The sequence below is a fragment of the Prevotella sp. Rep29 genome, assembly GCF_019551475.1.
In the GTDB taxonomy this organism is placed as follows: domain Bacteria; phylum Bacteroidota; class Bacteroidia; order Bacteroidales; family Bacteroidaceae; genus Prevotella.
In genome coordinates, this window is the sequence record NZ_CP047159.1 from 2,115,646 (window position 1) to 2,136,469 (window position 20,824).

Below are 20,824 nucleotides of genomic sequence, written 5' to 3' on the forward strand. Positions count from 1 at the left end.
TTACTATTTTCTTACTTGAGAACTTCTGCCAGCTTGCTCAGCAGTTTTTCGCCACGCAGGTCGATAGCGATAATCTTACCTTCGCCATCAAGCAGGATGTTCGCAGGAATAGCAGAGATGCCATATACGCCGGCGGCTTCGCTCTGCCAGTATTTCAAATCCGAAAGTTGCGGCCAAGTCATGCCGAGCTGCTTGACGCCCGCTTTCCATGCCTCTGCCTTCCGGTCAAACGACACGCCGATGATTTCATAGCCTTTATCCTTGAACTGCTCATAGCTCTTGACCACAGTCGGCATCTCCTGACGGCAGGGACCGCACCACGATGCCCAGAAGTCGATCAGCACGACTTTTCCCTTGCCGCACCATTCGCTCAACTTGTGCATCTGACCATCCATGTCGGGTATTTCCATGTCGGTGAACATCATACCGGGCTGACGCTTCTTCAGATTCTCATACACCCGCTTCACACCTGCCATATTGGGATGATCATAATAAGGTGCAGCAGGGTTGAGGAAGTTCGCCATGTCCTCGAACGACATGGCGTAAACCAATTCCGGCAGATAGACCGCAGGAATCAGCGTGTGGGTGAGCTGTTTCAACTGGCTGATTTGTTTCCCCTGCACTTCATCCATCATTTCCGATGCCTTTTTCTGCATTTCCGCCATGTTCTCTGGTGTTGCCTGTGACTGCAATGCGGCAAAGGTTTCAGAAAGCTCCGTATTCATCTGGTCGAAAGACTTGTCCGTTTCTGCCAGTTTCATATTCAGCTCCGAGCCTTTCAGCGTCTTCTCTTCCAGATTCACCTCGACTGGAAATCCATCGTTGATAACCGGCATGTAATATTCTCTGTTTCCTATGCCCAGGACCATGTTTCCCTCCAAATCCTTCACATAAGTGAACTTGCCGTCTTTCGCCACGACACTGTCAATAGGCGTGGGACGCCCTTTCAGCTGATAGATATAAACTGTTTTCACGCTCGGTGCACAAGAGCCGCTTACTCCGAACTTCACCTGTGCCTGTACGTAGAGTGCTGACATGATGAGCACTGCTGTCAAAAGTATTTTTCTCATATTCTTAATGATTGGTGTTAAATGTTAGGGCACAAAAATACAAAATTATTTTCAAAGAATCGTTTTTCTCCCTTAAAATTATATGAACAGGCATTTCATCCTCCCGTTTTTCACGATGAAAAAATATACGCATAAACTGTATAAATATAACAGGTGAACTTTCATTTTCCAAAAGTTGAACTTTTGCGTCCTGAAAGTTGAACTTTCACCGCCTAAAAGTTGAACTTTTGGAGGCTAAAAGTTCAACTTTTGGAACGCGCTTCCCAAACTATTGAATATCAAATAGTTACAAATACACCTAAACAAAAGTGGTTTTGCATAAAAATACAAAACGCCCCGTGGGGCTTTTCCTCTTCTTCGGCATCAATTTTTACAGTTTTGGGATGAAGGTTTTTCACTGAAAAAAAATTGTTTGCGCACACGGAAAGATAGCAAGCGGAAAATTCCCGTTTTTCTTTTGTCAGAACAAAAAAAGGTTATACCTTTGCACCCTGAAAATAAACTTATACACGTAATTTACATTTATGGACAAAAAGACAGTAGTCATCGGAGTAATCGGTGCCGATGCTCATGCAGTGGGAAACAAGATTATCGATTTGACGTTACGCAATCAGGGATTCGAGGTTGTCAACCTCGGCGTAATGGTTTCTCAGGAAGAATTTATCAACGCAGCGATAGAGACCAATGCGGATGCTATCCTCGTTTCGTCCCTCTACGGACATGGCGAGATTGACTGCATGGGTCTGCGCCAGAAGTGCGACGAGGCAGGTCTGAAGGGCATTCCCCTTTTCGTAGGCGGCAACCTCGTGGTCGGAAAGCAGAGTTTTGAAGAAGTCAAAGGTCGTTTCCTCGACATGGGATTCGACTATGTATATCCTCCCGGAACCCCGATTGAGGACACGATTGTAGATATCAAGAAAGTGCTGAAGATGGATTGATGCCATCAGCGAGAGAGATGAAAATTCTGACAGTCGATATAGGAAGCACCTTCACAAAGCTCACGGCAGTGGACGGCGATGCGCGTTGCGTGATAGGAACGGCACAGTCGTTCACAACCATCGAGACCGACGTGATGGATGGTTTCGGGAAGGCATGGGCAGCACTGACGGAAAAGCGCGAGGGAAACCCTTGCGCTGATTTTCGTTATGACGAACTGCTCGTGTGCAGCTCGGCAGCCGGAGGCTTGAAGATGGTGGCACTGGGACTGGTGCCCGACCTAACGGTGAAGGCAGCGCGCACAGCTGCTTCAAACGCCGGTGCAAAGGTGATGAAGACCTATGCCTACGAAATCAGTGGTGGCGAACAGGAAGAAATCTATCAGATTAACCCCGACTTGGTACTCCTCTGCGGAGGAACTGACGGCGGAAACAAGGAGGTAATCCTTGCCAACGCCCACCGGCTGTGTGCCATCGACCGCCCTTTCACGACCATCATCGCAGGCAACAAGAGTGCTTCTGACGAACTGAAAGCCATCTTCGAACAGGCAGGAAAAAGCTATGTGCTGACCGAAAACGTGATGCCCGAGTTCAACAAACTCAATATCGAACCGGCGCGCGATGCCATTCGCAACCTCTTCATCTCGAGAATCGTAGACGCCAAAGGACTGAACAAGATTCAGTCGATGACCCCACACAAAATTATCCCGACACCCTTGGCAGTGCTGCAGGCATGTGAACTGTACAGCAAAGGCACGGCAAACAAGGCTGGTCACGGTGACATGCTGGCAGTGGATATCGGTGGCGCAACGACCGACGTCTATTCGATGGCTTCGGGAGAACCAAGCGTGGACAGCACCTTGGTGAAAGGACTGCCAGAACCGTGGAGCAAACGGACGGTGGAAGGCGACTTGGGCATGCGCTACAGCCTGCCGCACGTCTATGAACAAATTGAGGAAACAGGCATCCCCAAAGAGATTGATGCTGAAAAACTGAAAAACTGGGTGGCACTCTGTTCGAAACATCCCGACACGCTCCCAACGCCCGATTCGGAAGAAGAACGTCTGGAAGAGTTTCTCGGCAGGTCGGCAGTGGCTATTGCCGTGGAGCGTCATTGCGGACGCATGGCAGAAGTCTATACGCCGATGGGACTGATGCATACACTCGAAGGCAAAGACCTGTTGGAAGTGCCGGCAGTCATCGGTATCGGAGGCGTCGTTCGCAACAGTCGCCGACCGGTGGAAATCCTGAAAGGAGCATTATACGACCTGCGCCGTTCGGAATGCACCAAGCCGTTGCACCCCAAATTCTATCTCGACGAACGCTATATCTACGCATCAATGGGCTTGCTCAGCATGATTGACCCGGACTTGGCTTTCGACATCATGACCAAAGAGACCAAAGAACTGGAAGCCGCCGCTTCCGGACATCAACAATACCACAGCTCCGTTTCCGACGAGGCGGCAGCTGCAGAAGGATTTTGCATGTAAATAACTTAAAAAACAATATAATAAACGTATGGACACAGAATTGAAAAATCAAAGAATTCCCGACGACGCCTTTATGGCGGAGCGGAAAGAAGTTCTGCAACAATGGCCGACAGGCAAAGACATCGATTTCCAAGAGGCAGTGGATTATCAGTTATCCATCCCTCGTGAAAGACGCTTCGGAGAGAAGTTGGCTAAAGCCGAGAAGGAAGGTGTGACGCTGATTCAGCCCCGCGCCGGTGTGGCACTCTATCAGGAACAGATAGAATTGTTGCAATATCTGGAGAACGAAGGCGGTGCCGACTTGCTCCCGACGACCATCGACAGCTATACGCGTCTGAACCGTTATAACGAGTGCGAAGTGGGTATCAAGAAGAGTCAGCAGTCGGGACGCTCGATGCTGAACGGTTTCCCGGCAGTGAACTACGGTGCGAAGGTGTGCCGCATGGTTACTTCCGCATTGAAGAGCCCCGTGCAGGTGCGCCACGGAACGCCCGACGCACGTCTTCTGACCGAAATCGCCATTGCCGGAGGTTTCACATCATACGAAGGCGGCGGAATCTCCTACAACATCCCCTATTCAAAGAATCACGCCATTGACAAGACCATCAAGTATTGGCAGTATGCCGACCGCCTCGTAGGTATGTACGAAGAGGCTGGCGTGAGCATCAACCGCGAACCGTTCGGTCCGCTGACAGGTACACTTATCCCGCCTTGTATCTCAAACTCAGTGGCGATTATCGAAGCACTGCTTGCAGCCACACAGGGTGTGAAGGATATCACCGTAGGTTACGGACAGATAGGAAACTTGATTCAAGACGTTGCTGCCATGCGTGCATTGGCAAAGCAAACGAAAGAATATCTGCACAAATACGGATTCGACGATGTACGCGTTACGACCGTATTCCACCAGTGGATGGGCGGTTTCCCACAAGATGAGTCGAAAGCATTCGGTGTTATCTCATGGGGTTCAGCTGCTGCCGCATTGTCGAAAGCTACGAAAGTCATCGTAAAGACTCCACACGAGGCATACGGTGTGCCGACGAAAGAGGCCAATGCTTGCGGTCTGAAAGCTACCAAGCAGGTCATCTCCATGCTTCGCGACCAAGATTTGCGTGAGATTCCTCTCGTAGTGAAAGAGAGCAACATCATCGAGGCAGAAGTGAAATGTATCATGGATAAGGTGGAAGAACTCGGCAAGGGCGACATCGCCATTGGAACTGTTGCCGGATTTGAGTCAGGCGTGCTGGATATTCCATTCGCTCCCAACCGCCACAATGCTGGTAAGGTGCTTCCTGCACGCGACAACGATGGAGCTATCCGTATCCTTGAAATGGGCAACCTGCCCCTGTCACAGGATCTGAAAGATTTCCATCGCATGAAGCTGGAAGAGCGTGCGAAGTTCGAAAACCGACAGGTATCCCTGCAGATGGTGATCGACGACGTGAGTGCCATCGAAAAAGGCTTCCTCGTCGGTCGTCCGGAAACAGAGCACATGAAACACGTATAAGATACGAAGACCCTGAAAGTGTAAAGTAATCAACTTTAAATATCAATTGTAAAATGAAAATCAAAAAAGTAGTTTGTTCTGCCGGGAAGACAGGTTTCTTCTTCGACGATCAGAAAGCCATTAAGGCTGGTGCAAAAAACGACGGCAACTTCTATGTAGGCGAGCCGATGACTCCTGGTTTTACTTCAGTAAGACAGATGGGTGAATCAATCTCTGTGATGTTTGTTCTTGAAGACGGGCAGATTGCTTATGGCGACTGCGCTGCCGTTCAGTATTCCGGTGCAGGCGGACGTGACCCGCTGTTCCTCGCTGAGAACTTCATCCCCGTAATCGAGAAGGAAATTGCTCCGAAATATGAGGGCATCGAAATCACGAAGTTCCGTGAGATGGCTGACATTGTTGACAAGATGGTTTCCCCGTCAACAGGCAAGGTTTATCACACAGCTATCCGCTACGGCGTTACTCAGGCTTGTCTCGATGCAGTGGCTAAGAGCCAGCACAAACTCATGGCAGAAGTGATTGCCGAAGAGTATGGAACACAGGTAAGCAAAGAGATGATTCCTATCTTCACACAGTCAGGCGACGACCGCTACATGAATGCCGACAAGATGATCATGAAGGCAGCTGCCGTTCTTCCTCACGCTCTTTTCAACCACGTAGAGGATAAGACTGGCGTGAACGGCGAGAAACTCGAGGCATACGTAGAGTGGCTCCGCGACCGCATTCTCGACAAGAAGCCTCGCCCAGACTACAATCCGATTTTCCACATCGACGTATATGGTACGCTCGGCTTGGTTTTCAACAATGACTTCAAGCGCATCGCAGAGTACATCGCCGGTCTTGCTAAGAAAGCACAGCCGTTCCACCTCCGCATCGAAGGTCCGGTGGATATGGGCGAGAAACAGGCTCAGATTGAAGCACTCGCAGCCATCCGCCGCTACATGGAAGAACTGGGAACAGATGCTGAAATCGTAGCCGACGAGTGGTGCAACACATTCGAGGACGTGGTTGACTTTACAAAGGCAAAGGCTGGCCACATGGCACAGATTAAGACACCAGACCTCGGCGGTATCAACAATTCTATCGAGGCAGTGCTCTATTGCCGTCAGAACGGCATGGGCGCATATCTGGGCGGTACTTGCAACGAGACCAACCGCTCGGCAGAAGTCGGTGCACACGTAGCGATGGCAACACAGCCGAAGCAGTATCTCGCAAAACCAGGTATGGGTGTTGACGAGGGCTACATGATTGTCTTCAACGAGATGTCACGCATCCTCGCTCTTACAAAATAATAACAGGTATCAGTCGGATGACCGGTATCAGAGATGTTGACGCTTGCCAATGGCTCGTACCGGTCATCTGACACATTATTTAAATAAAAAGATGATGAACACTGAAAATAAAAACGAAATCCGAGTGTTGTCCCCGACAGCTATCCTCGGATATGGTTTCCCGGAAGAATCTTTCTGGGAAGGCATGCGCCGGCAGCCAGACGTGATTGCTGTTGACGCAGGTTCTACCGACCCCGGACCTTACTATCTGGGCGCCGGTTACTCTTTCACTGACCGCAATGCGGTGAAGCGCGACCTCGCCATCATGATTCCTGCAGCGCTCGAAGCAGGCATTCCCTGCATGATCGGTACGGCAGGCGGAAGCGGTGCACGTCCTCATGTAGAGGAAACGATCGGCATCATCAAAGAAATCGTGGCAGAGAAGAATCTCCACTTCAAAATGGCTGTCATCCAGTCTGAATTTGAAAAAGACTATATCAAGGAGAAAATCCGCAAGGGCGACATCTCTCCGCTCGGACCCGTTCCAGAGCTGAAGGAGTCTGACGTGGACGAATCCATCCACATCGTTGCCCAGATGGGCGAAGAGCCGTATATCAAGGCGCTTGAAGAAGGAGCACAGGTGATTCTCGCCGGTCGCAGTTACGACCCGTGCGAGTTCTCGGCACTGGCTATCAGCAAGGGATTCGACAAGGCTCTGGCTATCCACATGGGTAAGATTCTCGAATGTGCAGCCATCACAGCACTCCCCGGCAGCGGCAGCGACTGTATGCTCGGCACGCTGAAGAAAGACAGCTTCGTCGTTGAGCCGCTCAACCCGATACGCAAGTGTACGGCACTCTCAGTTGCAGCCCACTCGCTCTACGAGAAGTCAAACCCGTACTTCCTGCCCGGACCGGGCGGTGCGCTCGACCTGCACGAGACCAAGTTCAACCAGCTGAGCGACACACAGGTGGAAGTGAGCGGAACGAAGTTTGTTCCGACGGAGGAATATTTCGTGAAACTCGAGGGTGTGCGCCGCGTCGGTTATCGCACGATGTCGCCGGCAGCCACCCACGACCCCGTGATGATCAGCCAGATAGACACCGTCGTAGAGAAGGTGCGTGAGCGTGTGGAAGACAACTTCCGCAACTCAGGAATGAAAGACTTCTATCTGGATTTCAAGATCTACGGCAAGAAAGGCGTGATGCACATGTTCCCCGAGACACCCGACTCACAAAGCGACGAGCTGCTCATCATCATCGAGGCAGTGGCTCCCACGCAGGAAGAGGCGAACACCATCTGTGGCTTCGCACGTTCAACCATGCTCCACTATGGCTACGAGGGACGTATCTCCACTGCCGGCAACCTCGCATTCCCGTTCTCACCGAGCGACTGCAAGATGGGCGCCGTCTATGAGTTCAACGTCTATCACCTCATGCGCATCGAAGACACATGCGCTCCGTTCCCCATCACATACATGAACTTCTAAAAAAGAAAGGAACACAGACATGGAAAAACATCAACTGATAGAACTTGCATCGGTCATCCGCAGCAAGAATAGTGGTCCTTACGAGCTCACCTTCGACGTGATTTTCAAGGATTTCGAGACCTACGGAAAGGTGAAGGCAGCGCAGTCAATCACGAAGGAAGCATTCGCGAAGCTCTATGGCATTCCCGAGAGCGACATCTTCCACCTCGTCTATTTCGACCCGGCGAAGGCTGTCAAGATCACCATCCGCCGTCCCATTCCTTCCGGCGCGCTCGGTGAGACCGACGTCTATGGCGCTCAGCAGCACGCGCCGCTGATGGGCATGGAAGTGGAGTTCTAAGCGACAGACAGGACTTCAGTCACACAGAGAAAGATACCCGCATCCGTTCGGGTATCTTTCTTTTTTTTGCCGCAGATTCACGGCGATTGTTTTCTTTTCGCGCGGATGAATACACATTATCATATATATGTGGTGTGAACATTTTTCTGCGTGTTAAATATTTTTTTAACGATTACCCCCCGTTTTAACGGTTTTTTGACTAAACTTTCTTTTTTTCTTGATTTTTTATTCGTATCTTTGCAGCATAATTCAGGAAATATCTAATTATAAAAAATTAATTTCAGTTATGGCAGTATTTTATACGTTGTATCAGAACAACCGTGAAGGTTTTGTGAACAAGGGCAAGTGGTATGCCCGTGTGAGAGTGAATCAGGTGAAGACGATGAAGGACATCGCCCGTGAGATTCAGGACATTGCCTCGGTGCGTAAGTCGGACGTGATGGCGGTGCTGACCGAGCTGCCCGACGTGATGAACAAGATGCTCGAGGAGGGTCACCGCGTGAAGCTCGACGGGTTCGGCTCTTTCAAGATTGGCATACGCACGTCGCCCGCCGCCACGGTACGGGATTTCTCGGTAGTGAAGAACATCAAGTCGTCGCACATTATCTTCCAGCCCGACCGGCTCTACGAGGCGAACGGCAAGCGGGGCACGCGATTCCTTGCCTCGACGCTCGAATTCAAGGAGTGGGGTGAAGGAAGCAAGGACGGGGGAAACAATCCATGAATGCGCTGCGTTGAACGTAGCGCATTCGTGTGTTTAATACAGCGCCCCGCTGCGTTCAATGCAGCGCCCCGCTATGTTAAACGCAGCGGAAACTGCCTGTCAGCACTGCGCCGTGCGCCCGTGGTTTCACGCACTTTCCACAAGAAAGAAGATTTTCATTTTTCATTACTTTATTTATAGATGTTAAGATTTTAGTTGGGTATTCAGGCTGCCGTGAGGCATTCAGCCCACTTGTAAAAGTCTGGAGGAGGAAAACTTTTTCGCCGTCTGTTGTGAAACAGGCATCTCCTCCTGCATGTAATTCATTTACATAACTTTATTATTATTATTATTGTTATTATTTTTATCTACTTTTTAATTATCGATCCCCCGGCGTTGCGAAACGCTGGGGCTTTTTTATATACCGTAAGCAAACGTAGATATCACTTAAAGGCATAAGAAAAGTGCGCCCCAGAAAACTGGAGCGCACTTTTCTTTTATAAATGAATGGCTTTATTTCGCACATCCCGGGCACCACGGCTTCAGCTGCTTGAAGAAGTCGTTGCCCTTGTCATCAACGAGGATGAATGCGGGGAAGTCCTCGACCTGAATCTTCCAGACAGCCTCCATTCCGAGTTCGGGATATTCCACGCACTCGATGCTCTTAATGTTGTCTTGAGCAAGCACGGCTGCCGGTCCGCCGATAGAACCCAGATAGAAACCGCCATACTTCTGGCAGGCATCGGTCACTTGCTGCGAGCGGTTGCCCTTGGCAATCATGACGAGCGAACCGCCTGCCGCCTGGAACGGATCAACGTATGGGTCCATGCGCTGTGCGGTGGTCGGTCCCATCGAGCCGCACGGCATTCCTGCCGGAGTCTTTGCCGGTCCTGCATAATATACAGGATGGTTCTTGAAATATTCGGGCAGTCCCTCGCCACTGTCGAGACGCTCCTTGAGCTTGGCGTGAGCAATGTCGCGCGCCACAACGATGGTACCGTTGAGCAGCACGCGCGTAGCAACGGGATATTTCGACAGCTCCTTGCACACGTCGGCGATAGGCTGGTCGAGATTGATGCGGATAGGCTCGCCCTCGCCGCCACGACGCAGTTCTTCGGGAATGAGTTCGTAGGGTTTGTCGTCCATCTTCTCAATCCAGAGACCGTCCTTGTTGATCTTCGCCTTGATGTTGCGGTCTGCCGAGCAGCTGACGCCCATTCCGACAGGACATGAGCCTCCGTGGCGCGGCAGGCGTACGACGCGGATATCATGGCAGATGTATTTTCCACCGAACTGTGCACCGAGTCCGATGCGGTGTGCCTCATCGGTCAGCGTCTTCTCCAGCTCGAGGTCGCGGAATGCGCGTCCGGTCTCGTCGCCCGTCGTCGGCAGGTTGTCATAGAAGTGGGTCGATGCCAGCTTCACGGTGAGCAGGTTGCGCTCAACGCTGGTTCCGCCGATGACGAATGCAATGTGATAAGGCGGGCAGGCTGCCGTTCCGAGCGTCTTCATCTTCTCTACGAGGAAGGGCACGAGCTTCTGCGGATTGAGCAGCGCCTTGGTCTCCTGATAGAGGTAGGTCTTGTTGGCAGAGCCGCCACCCTTTGCGATGAAGAGGAAGCGGTATTCCATGCCTTCTGTCGCCTCAAGGTCAATCTGTGCCGGCAGGTTGCAGCGTGTGTTCACCTCTTCATACATCGTGAGCGGCGCATTTTGCGAATAGCGCAGGTTTTCCTCGGTATAGACATTATAGACACCGCGCGTGAGAGCCTCCTCGTCGCAGCATCCCGTCCACACGTGCTGTCCCTTTTCACCGTGGATGATGGCGGTTCCTGTGTCCTGACAAACGGGAAGCAGTCCTTTGGCTGATACCTCCGCATTGCGGAGCATGGTCAGCGCCACGTACTTGTCGTTGTCGGAAGCCTCCGGGTCGTGGAGAATCTTAGCCACTTGCTCATTGTGTGCACGGCGCAAGTGGAACGATACGTCCTTGAAAGCCTGCTGCGTCAACATGGTCAGTGCTTCGGGGCTTACTTTCAGGATGGGTTGTCCTTCGAAATCGCTCATGCTGACGCCTTCTTTCGTCAGCAGATAATATTCCGTATCGTCCTTTCCTGTCTGGAACATGGGCGCATACTTAAACTCTGGTGTGTTAGCCATAATGTTTCTGTTTTATATATTAATAATGTATTAGTAACCGAAAATTTGCTCTGTCGTCAAACGATGAACCGGACCAATCTTCTCCAGCGCCTTCATGTCGAGTTCCTTCTCGTCGCCGAGGATGATATACTTGTAGGTCTTGTTCGTCATGTTCTCTTTCTCGAAGTTGAGCACATCCTGCAACGTGATGGAAGGCAGCATGTTATAGACTTTCTCGTTCAAGTCGTAGTCAAGTCCGCGCATCTTGGCATTGTAATATGCGTTGAGGATATTGAACTTCGTGGTGCGTGCACTCTGCAAACTCTTCATCACACTCTGCTTTGCGATGTCGAAGGCTGCCTGGCTCTGCGGCATGTCTTCAAGCAGTTGGTTGAATACACGGATGCAGTCCATCATCTTGTCGTTTTGAGACACGATATAAGTATAGTAGTCTTCCTTCTCGTTCGGACGGAACGGCATGTTGTAGCGAGCCGACGCACTGTAAGCCAAGCCACGTGCCTCGCGCAGTTCCTGGAACACGATGCTGTTCATTCCGCCACCGAAATACTCGTTGAACATACGGATGAGTGCAGCATTCTCCGGCGACCAGTCTTTTCCTTCGTTGTGATACTGACGCATATAGATGTTCTTTGCTTCATACGGAGCAATGTAAACTTCGTTCTGCGGAGTGTTCTGAGCCATATATTCGCGACCGGCAGGAGCCTTCACCAGTTTCTTCGCTGTCTTGTGGTTCTTGTTGAGCACTGCATCCAGTTCCTTCTCACTCATCGGACCATAATACATCACGGTGTGTTCGAACTGCAAGAGTTTCTTCAGCTGGTCGAGCATCGCTTGCGGGTCACAACTGCGAAGTTCCTGCTCTGAGAGCGTATTGAGAGCCGCATTGTACGGACCGTACTCCACGTAGCTGGTCAGACGGCTGAAATTCTGCTGCTGATTCTTTTTCGCATCGTTGCGGGACTTGATGACGAGGTTCACGTACTGATCGTAGCTGTCCTTATTGCCTTTAGCATTGAGAATCAGCTCTTCCAGCAGTGCCAAAGCAGCAGGCATGTTTTCATTGAGTCCGGTAAGAGAAATCGTCGTTCCGTAAGAACCAACGCTGATGCGGTAGTCGCATGCCAGTTTGTAGAACTCCTGCTTCAGCTGGCTCACGTTCTTCTTATTTGTACCCACATATTCGAGATAGCTGGGTGCAAATTCAAAGCCCTTGATGTCTTCTGTTCCGAAGTCGTAACGGAACACCAGCGTGAAGAGTCCGTCCTCAGTGTTCTGCTTGTAGAGCAGTGGCAGACCTTTCTTGGTCTTGCTCACCGTGAGGTCTTTCTTGAAATCGAGGAAACGCGGCTGAATCGGTGCCACATGCGAATTCTTGATTTCATTCAGGAAGGCGCTCGACATGTCGCGGTTGGTCGGTATCGGGGTGATTTCCGGCTTCTCGATTTTCTTCTGTGTGTCGTCCGTACCTATTTTCTTATATACGCAAACGAAGTTGTCGTTGAGATAGCGGTTGGCAAAATCCAGAACCTCCTGCTTCGTCAGTTTCTCTGCACGTTGGAACTGCGTAGCTATGTCTGCCCAGTCGCGATGGCAGATAAATGCGTCAACCATTTCGCCTACGCGGTAGCGGTTGCTCTGCAGCGCACGGAAATAGTCGAGTTTCATATTGTTGATAACCGACGGGAGCAGGTCGTCGCTGAACTCTCCGCGCTTGAATTTCTCAAACTCTCCGAGAATCAATGCACGCAACTCTTCGAGGGTCTGACCCTGTTTCGGACGTCCCGAAATGAGGAACATCGAATAGTCATCCATTCCCGACGGACCGGCGCTCACACTCTGCACCTTCATCGTCTGCTCAAGATTGGTCTCGAAGAATCCAGCCTTACCGTTAGTCAGCATGTTGCCGATAACGACGAGCGTATCAACCTGTCCGCTGCGCGCACCGTCAAAGCGCCAAGCAAGACGCAGGTTCTCTGCCTCCTTACCCACGATGGTCGTGTCTATCGGCGCCGTGATGGCTGGCTGAGGTCCATATTCAGGACGAGAAAGCGTCTCACTCTTCTTCCATGAACCGAAATATTTGTCGAGGATGACAATCACCTCATCGGGATTGAAGTCACCAGCCATACAGATTGCCACGTTGTTGGGCACATAGTAACGGTTGAAATAGTTCTTGATGTTCGTGATAGAAGGGTTCTTCAGGTGTTCCTGCGTACCGATTGTCGTCTGTGTTCCGTAAGGATGCGTGGGGAAAAGCTTCTTGTTCATCGCTTCCCAAACCTTGCGGTTGTCTTGCGCCATACCGATATTCTTCTCCTCATACACAGCCTCCAACTCCGTATGGAAACCGCGAATCACCATATTCTGGAAACGGTCGGCTTGAATGCGTGCCCAGTTCTCCACCTCATTCGAAGGAATATTCTCCGTATAGCAAGTCACGTCGTTCGATGTATAGGCATTCGTACCCTGTGCACCGATGGCAGACATGAGTTTGTCGTATTCGTTCGGAATGAAATATTTGGCAGCAATCTGCGACACACTGTCGATTTCATGATAGGCTTTTTTACGCGCAACCGGGTCAGTCAACTTGCGGTAAGCCTCGAAACGCTGCTCAATCTCGTCCAGAAGCGGAGCCTCTGCTTCGGGATTGTTCGTGCCGTACAGCTTCGTTCCCTTGAACATGATGTGCTCGAGATAGTGAGCCAATCCCGTCGTTTCAGCCGGGTCGTTTCGGCTTCCCGTGCGAACGGCGATGTGAGCATCGATACGCGGTGTCTCCTTGTTCACAGAGAGATAAACTTTCAGCCCGTTCGGCAGCGTGTAGATGCGTGTCTGCATCAGGTCACCGGGAACGGTCTCATACTTGTAATTCTGCGCCTGCGCACTCATTCCGAGTGTCAAAAGACAGGCAATCATCCATGATTTTAATTTCATTTTCTCGGTTATTTTGGTTTAAGATTTCATTTGTCTATTAGCGAAGCGTTCTCATATTCATGCTCCTTGTCCAACTGTTGCAGGAAGTTGGTCAGCAAATCCTCCTCTACGTCTCCCTGCTGGAACTCCTTCTCCGCATCGCTTCTTATCTCTGCAATCCACGCACGGCGAGCCGTCACATAGTCTTCACGCACACGCTCAGCCTCCGCTTCCGTAAATCTGTCCAGACCATAGTAGTCGCAAATCAACTGGTAAGCATACGCCCAACGATATTCTGCATAATTCTCGTGGATGGTGCGGAAACGGTCAAGCACGTCATTGATGTCCTGAATATTTCCGTTTTTCACGTCATCTACAATTTTCAGTTCCTCGCTTTCCGGCAAGAGCAACCCGGAAAGGTCGTTCCATTTTCCTTTCCCAATCTCCGTTTTGGGGTCTTCCAGCGTATGTCGCTTCAGCGTCGCTCCCATAAAGATGCGCAACGCCATGTCATAGTTCTGGATACCCTTACGCAGCGTGCTCGCCTTGATTACATACTCATGATAATTATACGTCGAAACGTTGTCACCACTCGCTGACCGCAAATCCTCAAGTATCTTCTTTCCGCGCAGAATCTCGCCTACAGAGAAAGGACTCAGCCAGTCAAAGTTCACAATACTCTTCTGACCGCTCCGGGGACGCATGTCGCGCTTCGGCCACTTGCGAATGTCGCGGTAAAGACCAACCGTCGTCAGATTCCGACCGGGAACCAAATACATCGTGTCGCCATAAGCAATCAGATAAGAGAACGGCAGCGAACGCGTATCAGGATGATACATCAGCTTGCCGAAACAGACACTGAACGTACCAATATGCGCCGGCATCAGGATATAAGCACCGCTGGCTGTCTTCGAACCGCGCTCAAGTGTCCCGTAGTGTATCGGTCCCATTTTGTAAGCATGGTTCGAGAAGTTGGTCGCCGAACCGGCATTGTAAAATGAAAACTGACCGCCGATAAGCAGCGAACTCTTGTGATGGGAAGCCGAAAACGGACCACAGAAAGCAGCACACGCCTCGCCGTTCGACATATACGAATTTGCAAAGAAAATACTACTCTCTGCCGTAAAACCATTACTAATCTGACAAGCCTCACCCACAAAGCAGTTTTCTAGCTTCACCGAATTCAGAATCGACGAGCCGTCGTAGATGATGGAGTTCTCACAAATCACACCACTCCCGATATACACACTCGCCTCAGGAATACTCTTAATAGAACAGTCGCTCAGACGACAGGCACCGATAATCTCACAATCATCATTGATATGCGTGTTCGTTATCTCACCCGTATTCAAAATCTTGACATGGTTACCCACCGTCCCACGGTCAGGCACCGTCAAGACAATGTCCTGTCTGACAAGCTTCTTAATCGCATTCATAAACAACTTGTCGTGACAATACTTCACCATCAAAGCAGCCAACTGACTCGTCAGACCGTCGAACAACACCACGTTGCCGTCGCCCACCTCGTTGAGCACAGAGATGATATGCCCCTCTCCGAAGGTTGCACCCTCAGTCGTCTCCATCGTGTTCACATTCGAGATATAACACTCATTTCCGATGGTATAGTTATTGATGAAGTTACCGATGTTCTCAATCAGGCAGTCGTTGCCGATAATCACATTGCGAAGCGTGGCATTCCTGATGCCCGAATGCTTCATAAAACCCTTGCTCACCTCAAGGTCTTTCTCAAACACACCCAACCGGACATCACCATAGAAAGAGACATTTTTCAAAGGTTCAGCGCGGAACCCCTCAGCCACCAGAACCTTATTCCAGTCCTCAGCCTGACAGCCTCCTCTCTCAAGAATGCCAATCTCCTCAAACGTCAGTGAACGATAGTCTTCCATAATTCTTCAATTTTATTATTAATAGATATTTTAAGAGTCTCCTTCCGAAGGATAAAGAAAATCATTATAAGGATACTTCTGCACATGCAGCTGTCTCACTTTCTCATAAAGCACGCGCCTCATCTCCTCAATGTTCTGCCGCTCACGCGCACTGATGAACAGACAGTTCTCGTTCAGCTTCGCCATCCAAGTGCGCTTCAGCTCCTCCAGCGTCACGTTCTCACGCGTAGGCGGTGTAAGGTCATCAGCCTCCTTCTCCACCCACCTGTAAGCGTCAATCTTGTTAAAGACCACCATCGACGGCTTCTCAGCACAACCCAAGTCGCCCAGCGTCTTCTCAACAACAGCTATCTGCTCCTCAAAATCAGGGTGAGAGATATCAACCACATGCAGCAGCAAGTCTGCCTCGCGCACCTCGTCCAACGTCGATTTGAAAGAATCGACCAAATCTGTAGGCAACTTGCGGATAAACCCGACAGTGTCAGCCAACAGAAACGGCAGGTTCCCAATCGTCATCTTACGCACGGTCGTGTCAAGCGTCGCAAAAAGTTTGTTCTCAGCAAACACCTCACTCTTCGCCAGCAGGTTCATAATCGTCGATTTGCCCACATTCGTATAGCCCACCAACGCCACACGAATCAGCCGCCCGCGGTTTTTCCGCTGCGTCGTCTTCTGCCTGTCGATTTCCGTGAGACGCTCCTTCAGCAGCGAGATGCGCTGACGGATGATACGTTGGTCCATCTCCAACTGCGTCTCGCCCGGACCCCTCAAGCCCACACTTCCCTTGCCGCCGCCCGAACCTGAACCGCCACCCTGTCGCTCCAAGTGCGTCCACAAGCGCTGCAGGCGCGGAAGCATATATCGGTATTGCGCCAACTCCACCTGAGTCTTCGCATTCGCCGTCTGCGCACGCATGGCAAAAATATCGAGAATCAGACTCGTGCGGTCCAGAATCTTCACTTTCAACACAGCCTCAATGTTGCGCATCTGCTTGGCAGACAGCTCGTCGTCGAAAATCACCATTCCCACCTCGCGCTCCGCATCCTCTTCCCTCTGGATATAGTCGCGTATCTCGTCCAACTTTCCTTTGCCCACATACGTCGTTTGGCTCGGACCGTTCACACGCTGCGTGAAACGCCTCACCGTCACCGCACCCGCAGTGTCGGCAAGAAACTCGAGTTCGTCAAGATACTCGCGTGTCTTTTCCTCATTCTGCTGTGGCGTGATAAGTCCGACCAAAACGGCAGTCTCTGCCTTCGTTTCCGAGAGAATAAATTCTTTCATACGTTCTATTTAATTTGCAAATATAGCGACTTTTCTCCAAAAACACGCTGAATAATGACGAATTCTTTCGTTTTTATCAGTCATAAGTCAGGCGATACTCGGCATAAAAAGAAAGCAGCCTTTCGTTACTCTGCACATGACTGTCACCGACTTTCCGTCTGCTGCTCAGGCCAGTTTACGAGAAACAGCCGTTCCGTGGCGCGTGTAAAGGCGGTGTAGAGCCAGTGGATATAGTCGGGTGTGAGCATTTCGGCGGTCATATAGCCCTGGTCGATATAGACGTGCGCCCACTGTCCGCCCTGCGCTTTGTGACAGGTGACGGCGTATGCGTATTTCACCTGCAGGGCGTTATAGTACGGATCTTCCTTGATTTTCTTCATTCGTTCCGCCTTCGAACGGATGTCGGCATAGTCTTCCATGACGGCGTTGAAAAGTTGCTCGTCCTGCTCGCGGGTGAGTGCCGGTGCCTCGGTGTGGAGCGAATCGAGCACGACGGTTGTCTGCAGTTCCACGTCGTTGTAGTCGGGGAACGTCAGCCACACGTCGGCGAAGCGGAAGCCGTACAGTTCGCGGATGTTGCGCACACGCTGGACGCAAGCACGGTCGCCGTTGGCAATAAACGAGAACGCCTTTTTCTTCTCTTTCTCCTCGCTGCCCCAGAAGTAGTTGTTCTTCACGATGAGCAGCATATCGCCCGTCGTGAGTTCCTCTTCGCGCCCGAGAATAGTGTTTCTGATGCCCAGGTTATAAGCGTTGGCGCGCTTGTTGGAGCGTGTGACGACCATCGTCTCGTCCTTTCCCTCCTCGCGGTAACTGCTCTCGAGCGCCTCGATAAGCTCATTTCCCGGGACGTTACTGATGTCTGCAAACTGGCTGAACTGGATGCGTGGCAGCTGGATGAGCCGTTCGCCCGTAGCCTGCTGCCGAATCAGCGTGGCGTTGTAGAGAATACCGGAGTCCTGTGCCTGGCGAAGCACTTCGTTCAGGTCGCATTCGAACACATCAAGACCGTAACCGCGCATCACGTCAGCCACCAATGCCGGCGACTCCTCCTCGCCGACGGGCGGCAACTGTGCCTTATCGCCGATGAGCAGCAGGCGGCAGTTGCGACCGGAATAGACAAACTGCACAAGATCGTCCAGCAGCCGTCCGCTGCCGAAGATGCTCTGACTCTGTCCGTCGTTGGCAATCATTGATGCCTCATCGACGATGAACAGCGCGTCCTGCTCTTTGTTGTAGTCGAGCGAGAAACGCCCCAGCCCTCCTTCTCCTGACTGCTGACGATAGATGCGACGGTGGATGGTGAACGCCTCGTGCCCGCTGTTCAGTGCGAACACCTTTGCTGCACGACCGGTCGGAGCCATGAGCACCACTTTCTGCTGCAGCCGCTTCATCGTCTTGACAAACGCACTCGCCAACGATGTTTTTCCCGTTCCGGCACATCCGCGCATAATCATCACCGGCTGCGACCGTCGGCTCGTCAGAAAACGGCAGAACGTCTGCAACGCCTGTTCCTGTTCAGCGGTCGGTTCCATGCCGAACGTTTCGCGTATGATGAGTGCCAGTTCATCGGTAATCATGATTTTATCGGTTCAAATCCCTTTTTTCAGCAAATTGTTGTATCTTTGCAAAATACTTATCTTTCCGCAGATATAATTTATATCTTCTGCAAAGATAATAAAAAACAAGGGGAGAGCGTAACAAATAGCCCGCTTTTTTCCTGAGACAGTTTTTCTTTTCTGCAGGGATGAGGTAAAAAAAATAGAATTAGAATCATGAAGCATCGTCTGAATTATCTGTTGGTTGTCTGCGTGCTGGTGCTTGCCGTGGCGTGTTTTCTGAGTGTCAGCCGCCCGTTGACATTCGAACGCCAGCGTGCCGAACGCGAGAAAGTGGTCATGGAACGCCTGCACATCATCGGGCAAGCACAGGAGACCTATTGCCGGCAACACGGCCATTATGCGGAATCGCTCGACACATTGGTGCGCAACGGACTACTGGCTGACTCGCTGCTGTTCGTGCCCTACTCCGACCACGAACGCTTTTCGCTGCGCACGACCGTGGAGATAACACCGTCGGGACGCTCCCTCCCGCAGATGGAGTGCGGCGCACATTACCGACAATACCTGCATGGACTTGACGAAGCAGCCATCGGCAGCCTGACTGAGAAAGCGGAACAGACGGGCGACTATCCCGGAGTGAAAGTGGGTGGATTCTGAAAATGCGCCGACGGGCAACATGTATATTTATGCAACGGCAGTCCTTTGAGAGTCCGCTTTGCAAACAACTGATAATCAGTGGCTTAAAAACCCCTTTCCAAAAGTGCCACTTTTAGCTTGCAAAAGTGGCACTTTTAGGAGCTGAAAGGGGAACTTTTGGAACGCAAAAGTGGCACTTTTGGAAAACGAAAGTTCAACCGCATATTTATACGTCTTTAAGTGTATAATTATTCACTCGCAGAAAGGGGTATCCGACTCACCCATTCTTCGAACTTTTTCGGGTCAACTGAACGCCCCCGCAAACTGCGCACGACAGAAAAATTGTTGAAATAGTCGTCGTCGCTTTCAAACCACCAGCTGCCGCCGATGTCGGGAATGGTCTCTATCTGCTGCTTGAGGCGGGCAACATATTGCGGGTTGACGACGGTGAGAAAGCATTTCCCGCTCTTCATGCGCAGGGCGAGCACCGTGTGGTGCTTCCGCTTGGGGGCGACGGTCGGCTGCCAACCGCGCGTAGAGGTTGAAACCCGGATGTTCCATCCGTAGTTGCTGTTCAGGTGGTCCATGTACTGCCGGAACAGTTTCCCGTGCGAGGAGGTGTCGCGCAGTCGCTTGCTGGCGATATAGAGATGTATCATCTCGTGGAGCAACACGTTCTGCCACTCGCGTTCACCGCAGTCGTAATAGGTGGAGATGCGGATGGTGTAGTCGCTGTTTCTGACCCTCCCCCAGCTCCTTTTTCGCTTATATGCCATAGAGCCCAACCGCGTCCGTGAGCGGGAAAGCAAAAGGCGCGGTTCAGGCAGTTCACCGTTGAAATACTCCCAGTTGAACTGTGTGAACCACGCCTTCAGTGTCTCTTGATTCATGTGTGGGGCACCGACTATCTACCCATGTTGAAACCTACGCGGATGCCGTCGTAGTTCTTGCTGATGGTTCCGATGGCTTCGATGCTCGAATTACCACTCATGGCAGCCAGTGTCTGCAAGACGCTCAGCAGTTTTTTCGACTCAAACACGATGCTGATGCCGTTCAATCCACTGCGTTTCACGTAGCCGTTGAGCGTCAAGAGGAGGGTTTTCAACTTCAGCGCACCCGTCTTCTCGTCCAGTGTGTAGGTGCCACTGAGCGGTTTTCCGTCCACCTTGCCTTCAAACGTGTTGTCATTTGTGAACGTGATAAAGGTGTTCGCACTGCTGATGCCCACCTTATCGTATTGCTCGCGCAGCTTCTCTTCGATTTGCCGTGCAGCCACTTCGCCTCCCGCCTTTGCCAGAAGGTTCTCACTGGTAAACGCCACGCCCGGTCCGGTGTATTGCCACGAGCCGACGAGCTGTTGCGCGTTGATCTTGTCCAGTCCGATGACACTGGTAATAACATTGGTAATTGAGCCGCCGTTGACGATGGAGCCCAGCACATTGCCCAGCACATTACCGTTTCCAGTGCTCGTTCCCATGGTGGCGCATCCTGTCGTAAGCAGGCAGGCAGCGCCAATCACGAATAATGAAATTTTCTTCATAGTCTATGTTTTTTAAT

Annotated in this window: 16 protein-coding genes; 8 read left to right on the forward strand and 8 right to left on the reverse strand. The window is 51.2% G+C overall.

Going from position 1 to position 20,824, the window contains the following annotated elements; translation table 11 throughout:
• Window positions 1-11: 11 nt before the first annotated feature.
• Window positions 12-1,070: a TlpA disulfide reductase family protein gene (locus GRF55_RS09015; protein WP_220368088.1), complete on the reverse strand. Its 1,059-nt coding sequence runs from the start codon at window positions 1,068-1,070 to the stop codon at window positions 12-14.
• Between the two features lie 524 nt (window positions 1,071-1,594).
• Between GRF55_RS09015 and glmS the strand changes: the two genes are divergently transcribed.
• From glmS to GRF55_RS09050, 7 genes are all read left to right on the forward strand, one after another.
• Complete coding sequence (gene glmS / locus GRF55_RS09020) at window positions 1,595-2,008, forward strand: methylaspartate mutase subunit S (protein WP_220368089.1); 414 nt, start codon at window positions 1,595-1,597, stop codon at window positions 2,006-2,008.
• A 17-nt stretch (window positions 2,009-2,025) separates the two neighbouring features.
• Entirely contained in the window at window positions 2,026-3,495 is a 1,470-nt protein-coding gene (glmL, locus tag GRF55_RS09025) for a methylaspartate mutase accessory protein GlmL (RefSeq protein WP_220368090.1), read from the forward strand.
• A 28-nt stretch (window positions 3,496-3,523) separates the two neighbouring features.
• Entirely contained in the window at window positions 3,524-5,002 is a 1,479-nt protein-coding gene (locus GRF55_RS09030) for a methylaspartate mutase subunit E (RefSeq protein ID WP_220368091.1), read from the forward strand.
• 53 nt (window positions 5,003-5,055) lie between these two features.
• The gene (locus GRF55_RS09035; protein ID WP_220368092.1) at window positions 5,056-6,294 is read left to right on the forward strand and encodes a methylaspartate ammonia-lyase; all 1,239 of its coding nucleotides are present in this window, start codon (window positions 5,056-5,058) and stop codon (window positions 6,292-6,294) included.
• A gap of 91 nt (window positions 6,295-6,385) precedes the next feature.
• A complete protein-coding gene (locus GRF55_RS09040) occupies window positions 6,386-7,762 on the forward strand; it encodes an acyclic terpene utilization AtuA family protein (RefSeq protein WP_255563781.1) in 1,377 nt (458 codons plus the stop codon).
• Between the two features lie 19 nt (window positions 7,763-7,781).
• The gene (locus GRF55_RS09045; protein WP_220368093.1) at window positions 7,782-8,102 is read left to right on the forward strand and encodes a DUF4387 domain-containing protein; all 321 of its coding nucleotides are present in this window, start codon (window positions 7,782-7,784) and stop codon (window positions 8,100-8,102) included.
• 286 nt (window positions 8,103-8,388) lie between these two features.
• Entirely contained in the window at window positions 8,389-8,826 is a 438-nt protein-coding gene (locus tag GRF55_RS09050; protein ID WP_220368094.1) for an HU family DNA-binding protein, read from the forward strand.
• A gap of 492 nt (window positions 8,827-9,318) precedes the next feature.
• Here GRF55_RS09050 and GRF55_RS09055 read toward each other — a convergent pair whose 3' ends face one another.
• The 5 genes from GRF55_RS09055 to GRF55_RS09075 form a co-directional block, all read right to left on the reverse strand.
• A complete protein-coding gene (locus GRF55_RS09055) occupies window positions 9,319-10,965 on the reverse strand; it encodes a fumarate hydratase (protein ID WP_220368095.1) in 1,647 nt (548 codons plus the stop codon).
• Window positions 10,966-10,995: 30 nt separating this feature from the next.
• The gene (locus GRF55_RS09060) at window positions 10,996-13,899 is read right to left on the reverse strand and encodes a pitrilysin family protein (protein ID WP_220368096.1); all 2,904 of its coding nucleotides are present in this window, start codon (window positions 13,897-13,899) and stop codon (window positions 10,996-10,998) included.
• 26 nt (window positions 13,900-13,925) lie between these two features.
• A complete protein-coding gene (locus GRF55_RS09065; protein ID WP_220368097.1) occupies window positions 13,926-15,785 on the reverse strand; it encodes a DUF4954 family protein in 1,860 nt (619 codons plus the stop codon).
• Window positions 15,786-15,815: 30 nt separating this feature from the next.
• Entirely contained in the window at window positions 15,816-17,069 is a 1,254-nt protein-coding gene (hflX, locus tag GRF55_RS09070; protein ID WP_220368098.1) for a GTPase HflX, read from the reverse strand.
• Window positions 17,070-17,212: 143 nt separating this feature from the next.
• The gene (locus GRF55_RS09075) at window positions 17,213-18,649 is read right to left on the reverse strand and encodes an ATP-dependent RecD-like DNA helicase (RefSeq protein ID WP_220368099.1); all 1,437 of its coding nucleotides are present in this window, start codon (window positions 18,647-18,649) and stop codon (window positions 17,213-17,215) included.
• Between the two features lie 195 nt (window positions 18,650-18,844).
• Here GRF55_RS09075 and GRF55_RS09080 point away from each other — a divergent pair, with 195 nt between their 5' ends.
• On the forward strand, window positions 18,845-19,288 hold the full coding sequence (locus GRF55_RS09080; RefSeq protein WP_220368100.1) for a hypothetical protein: 444 nt from the start codon (window positions 18,845-18,847) through the stop codon (window positions 19,286-19,288).
• A 227-nt stretch (window positions 19,289-19,515) separates the two neighbouring features.
• Here GRF55_RS09080 and GRF55_RS09085 read toward each other — a convergent pair whose 3' ends face one another.
• Window positions 19,516-20,157: a SprT-like domain-containing protein gene (locus GRF55_RS09085; RefSeq protein ID WP_220368101.1), complete on the reverse strand. Its 642-nt coding sequence runs from the start codon at window positions 20,155-20,157 to the stop codon at window positions 19,516-19,518.
• Window positions 20,158-20,171: 14 nt separating this feature from the next.
• Window positions 20,172-20,807 (reverse strand): DUF4923 family protein, encoded by a 636-nt coding sequence (locus GRF55_RS09090; protein ID WP_220368102.1) that lies wholly within the window; start codon window positions 20,805-20,807, stop codon window positions 20,172-20,174.
• Window positions 20,808-20,824: the final 17 nt, after the last annotated feature.

What these genes read in the sequence shown, in the direction of transcription:
- hflX (WP_220368098.1), bottom strand. Translation starts at nt 17,069, where the DNA reads ATGAAAGAATTTATTCTCTCGGAAACGAAGGCAGAGACTGCCGTTTTG.
- GRF55_RS09035 (WP_220368092.1), top strand. Translation starts at nt 5,056, where the DNA reads ATGAAAATCAAAAAAGTAGTTTGTTCTGCCGGGAAGACAGGTTTCTTC.
- GRF55_RS09055 (WP_220368095.1), bottom strand. Translation starts at nt 10,965, where the DNA reads ATGGCTAACACACCAGAGTTTAAGTATGCGCCCATGTTCCAGACAGGA.
- GRF55_RS09065 (WP_220368097.1), bottom strand. Translation starts at nt 15,785, where the DNA reads ATGGAAGACTATCGTTCACTGACGTTTGAGGAGATTGGCATTCTTGAG.
- GRF55_RS09080 (WP_220368100.1), top strand. Translation starts at nt 18,845, where the DNA reads ATGAAGCATCGTCTGAATTATCTGTTGGTTGTCTGCGTGCTGGTGCTT.
- glmL (WP_220368090.1), top strand. Translation starts at nt 2,026, where the DNA reads ATGAAAATTCTGACAGTCGATATAGGAAGCACCTTCACAAAGCTCACG.
- GRF55_RS09030 (WP_220368091.1), top strand. Translation starts at nt 3,524, where the DNA reads ATGGACACAGAATTGAAAAATCAAAGAATTCCCGACGACGCCTTTATG.
- GRF55_RS09060 (WP_220368096.1), bottom strand. Translation starts at nt 13,899, where the DNA reads ATGAAATTAAAATCATGGATGATTGCCTGTCTTTTGACACTCGGAATG.
- GRF55_RS09050 (WP_220368094.1), top strand. Translation starts at nt 8,389, where the DNA reads ATGGCAGTATTTTATACGTTGTATCAGAACAACCGTGAAGGTTTTGTG.
- glmS (WP_220368089.1), top strand. Translation starts at nt 1,595, where the DNA reads ATGGACAAAAAGACAGTAGTCATCGGAGTAATCGGTGCCGATGCTCAT.
- GRF55_RS09045 (WP_220368093.1), top strand. Translation starts at nt 7,782, where the DNA reads ATGGAAAAACATCAACTGATAGAACTTGCATCGGTCATCCGCAGCAAG.
- GRF55_RS09015 (WP_220368088.1), bottom strand. Translation starts at nt 1,070, where the DNA reads ATGAGAAAAATACTTTTGACAGCAGTGCTCATCATGTCAGCACTCTAC.
- GRF55_RS09040 (WP_255563781.1), top strand. Translation starts at nt 6,386, where the DNA reads ATGATGAACACTGAAAATAAAAACGAAATCCGAGTGTTGTCCCCGACA.
- GRF55_RS09090 (WP_220368102.1), bottom strand. Translation starts at nt 20,807, where the DNA reads ATGAAGAAAATTTCATTATTCGTGATTGGCGCTGCCTGCCTGCTTACG.
- GRF55_RS09075 (WP_220368099.1), bottom strand. Translation starts at nt 18,649, where the DNA reads ATGATTACCGATGAACTGGCACTCATCATACGCGAAACGTTCGGCATG.
- GRF55_RS09085 (WP_220368101.1), bottom strand. Translation starts at nt 20,157, where the DNA reads ATGAATCAAGAGACACTGAAGGCGTGGTTCACACAGTTCAACTGGGAG.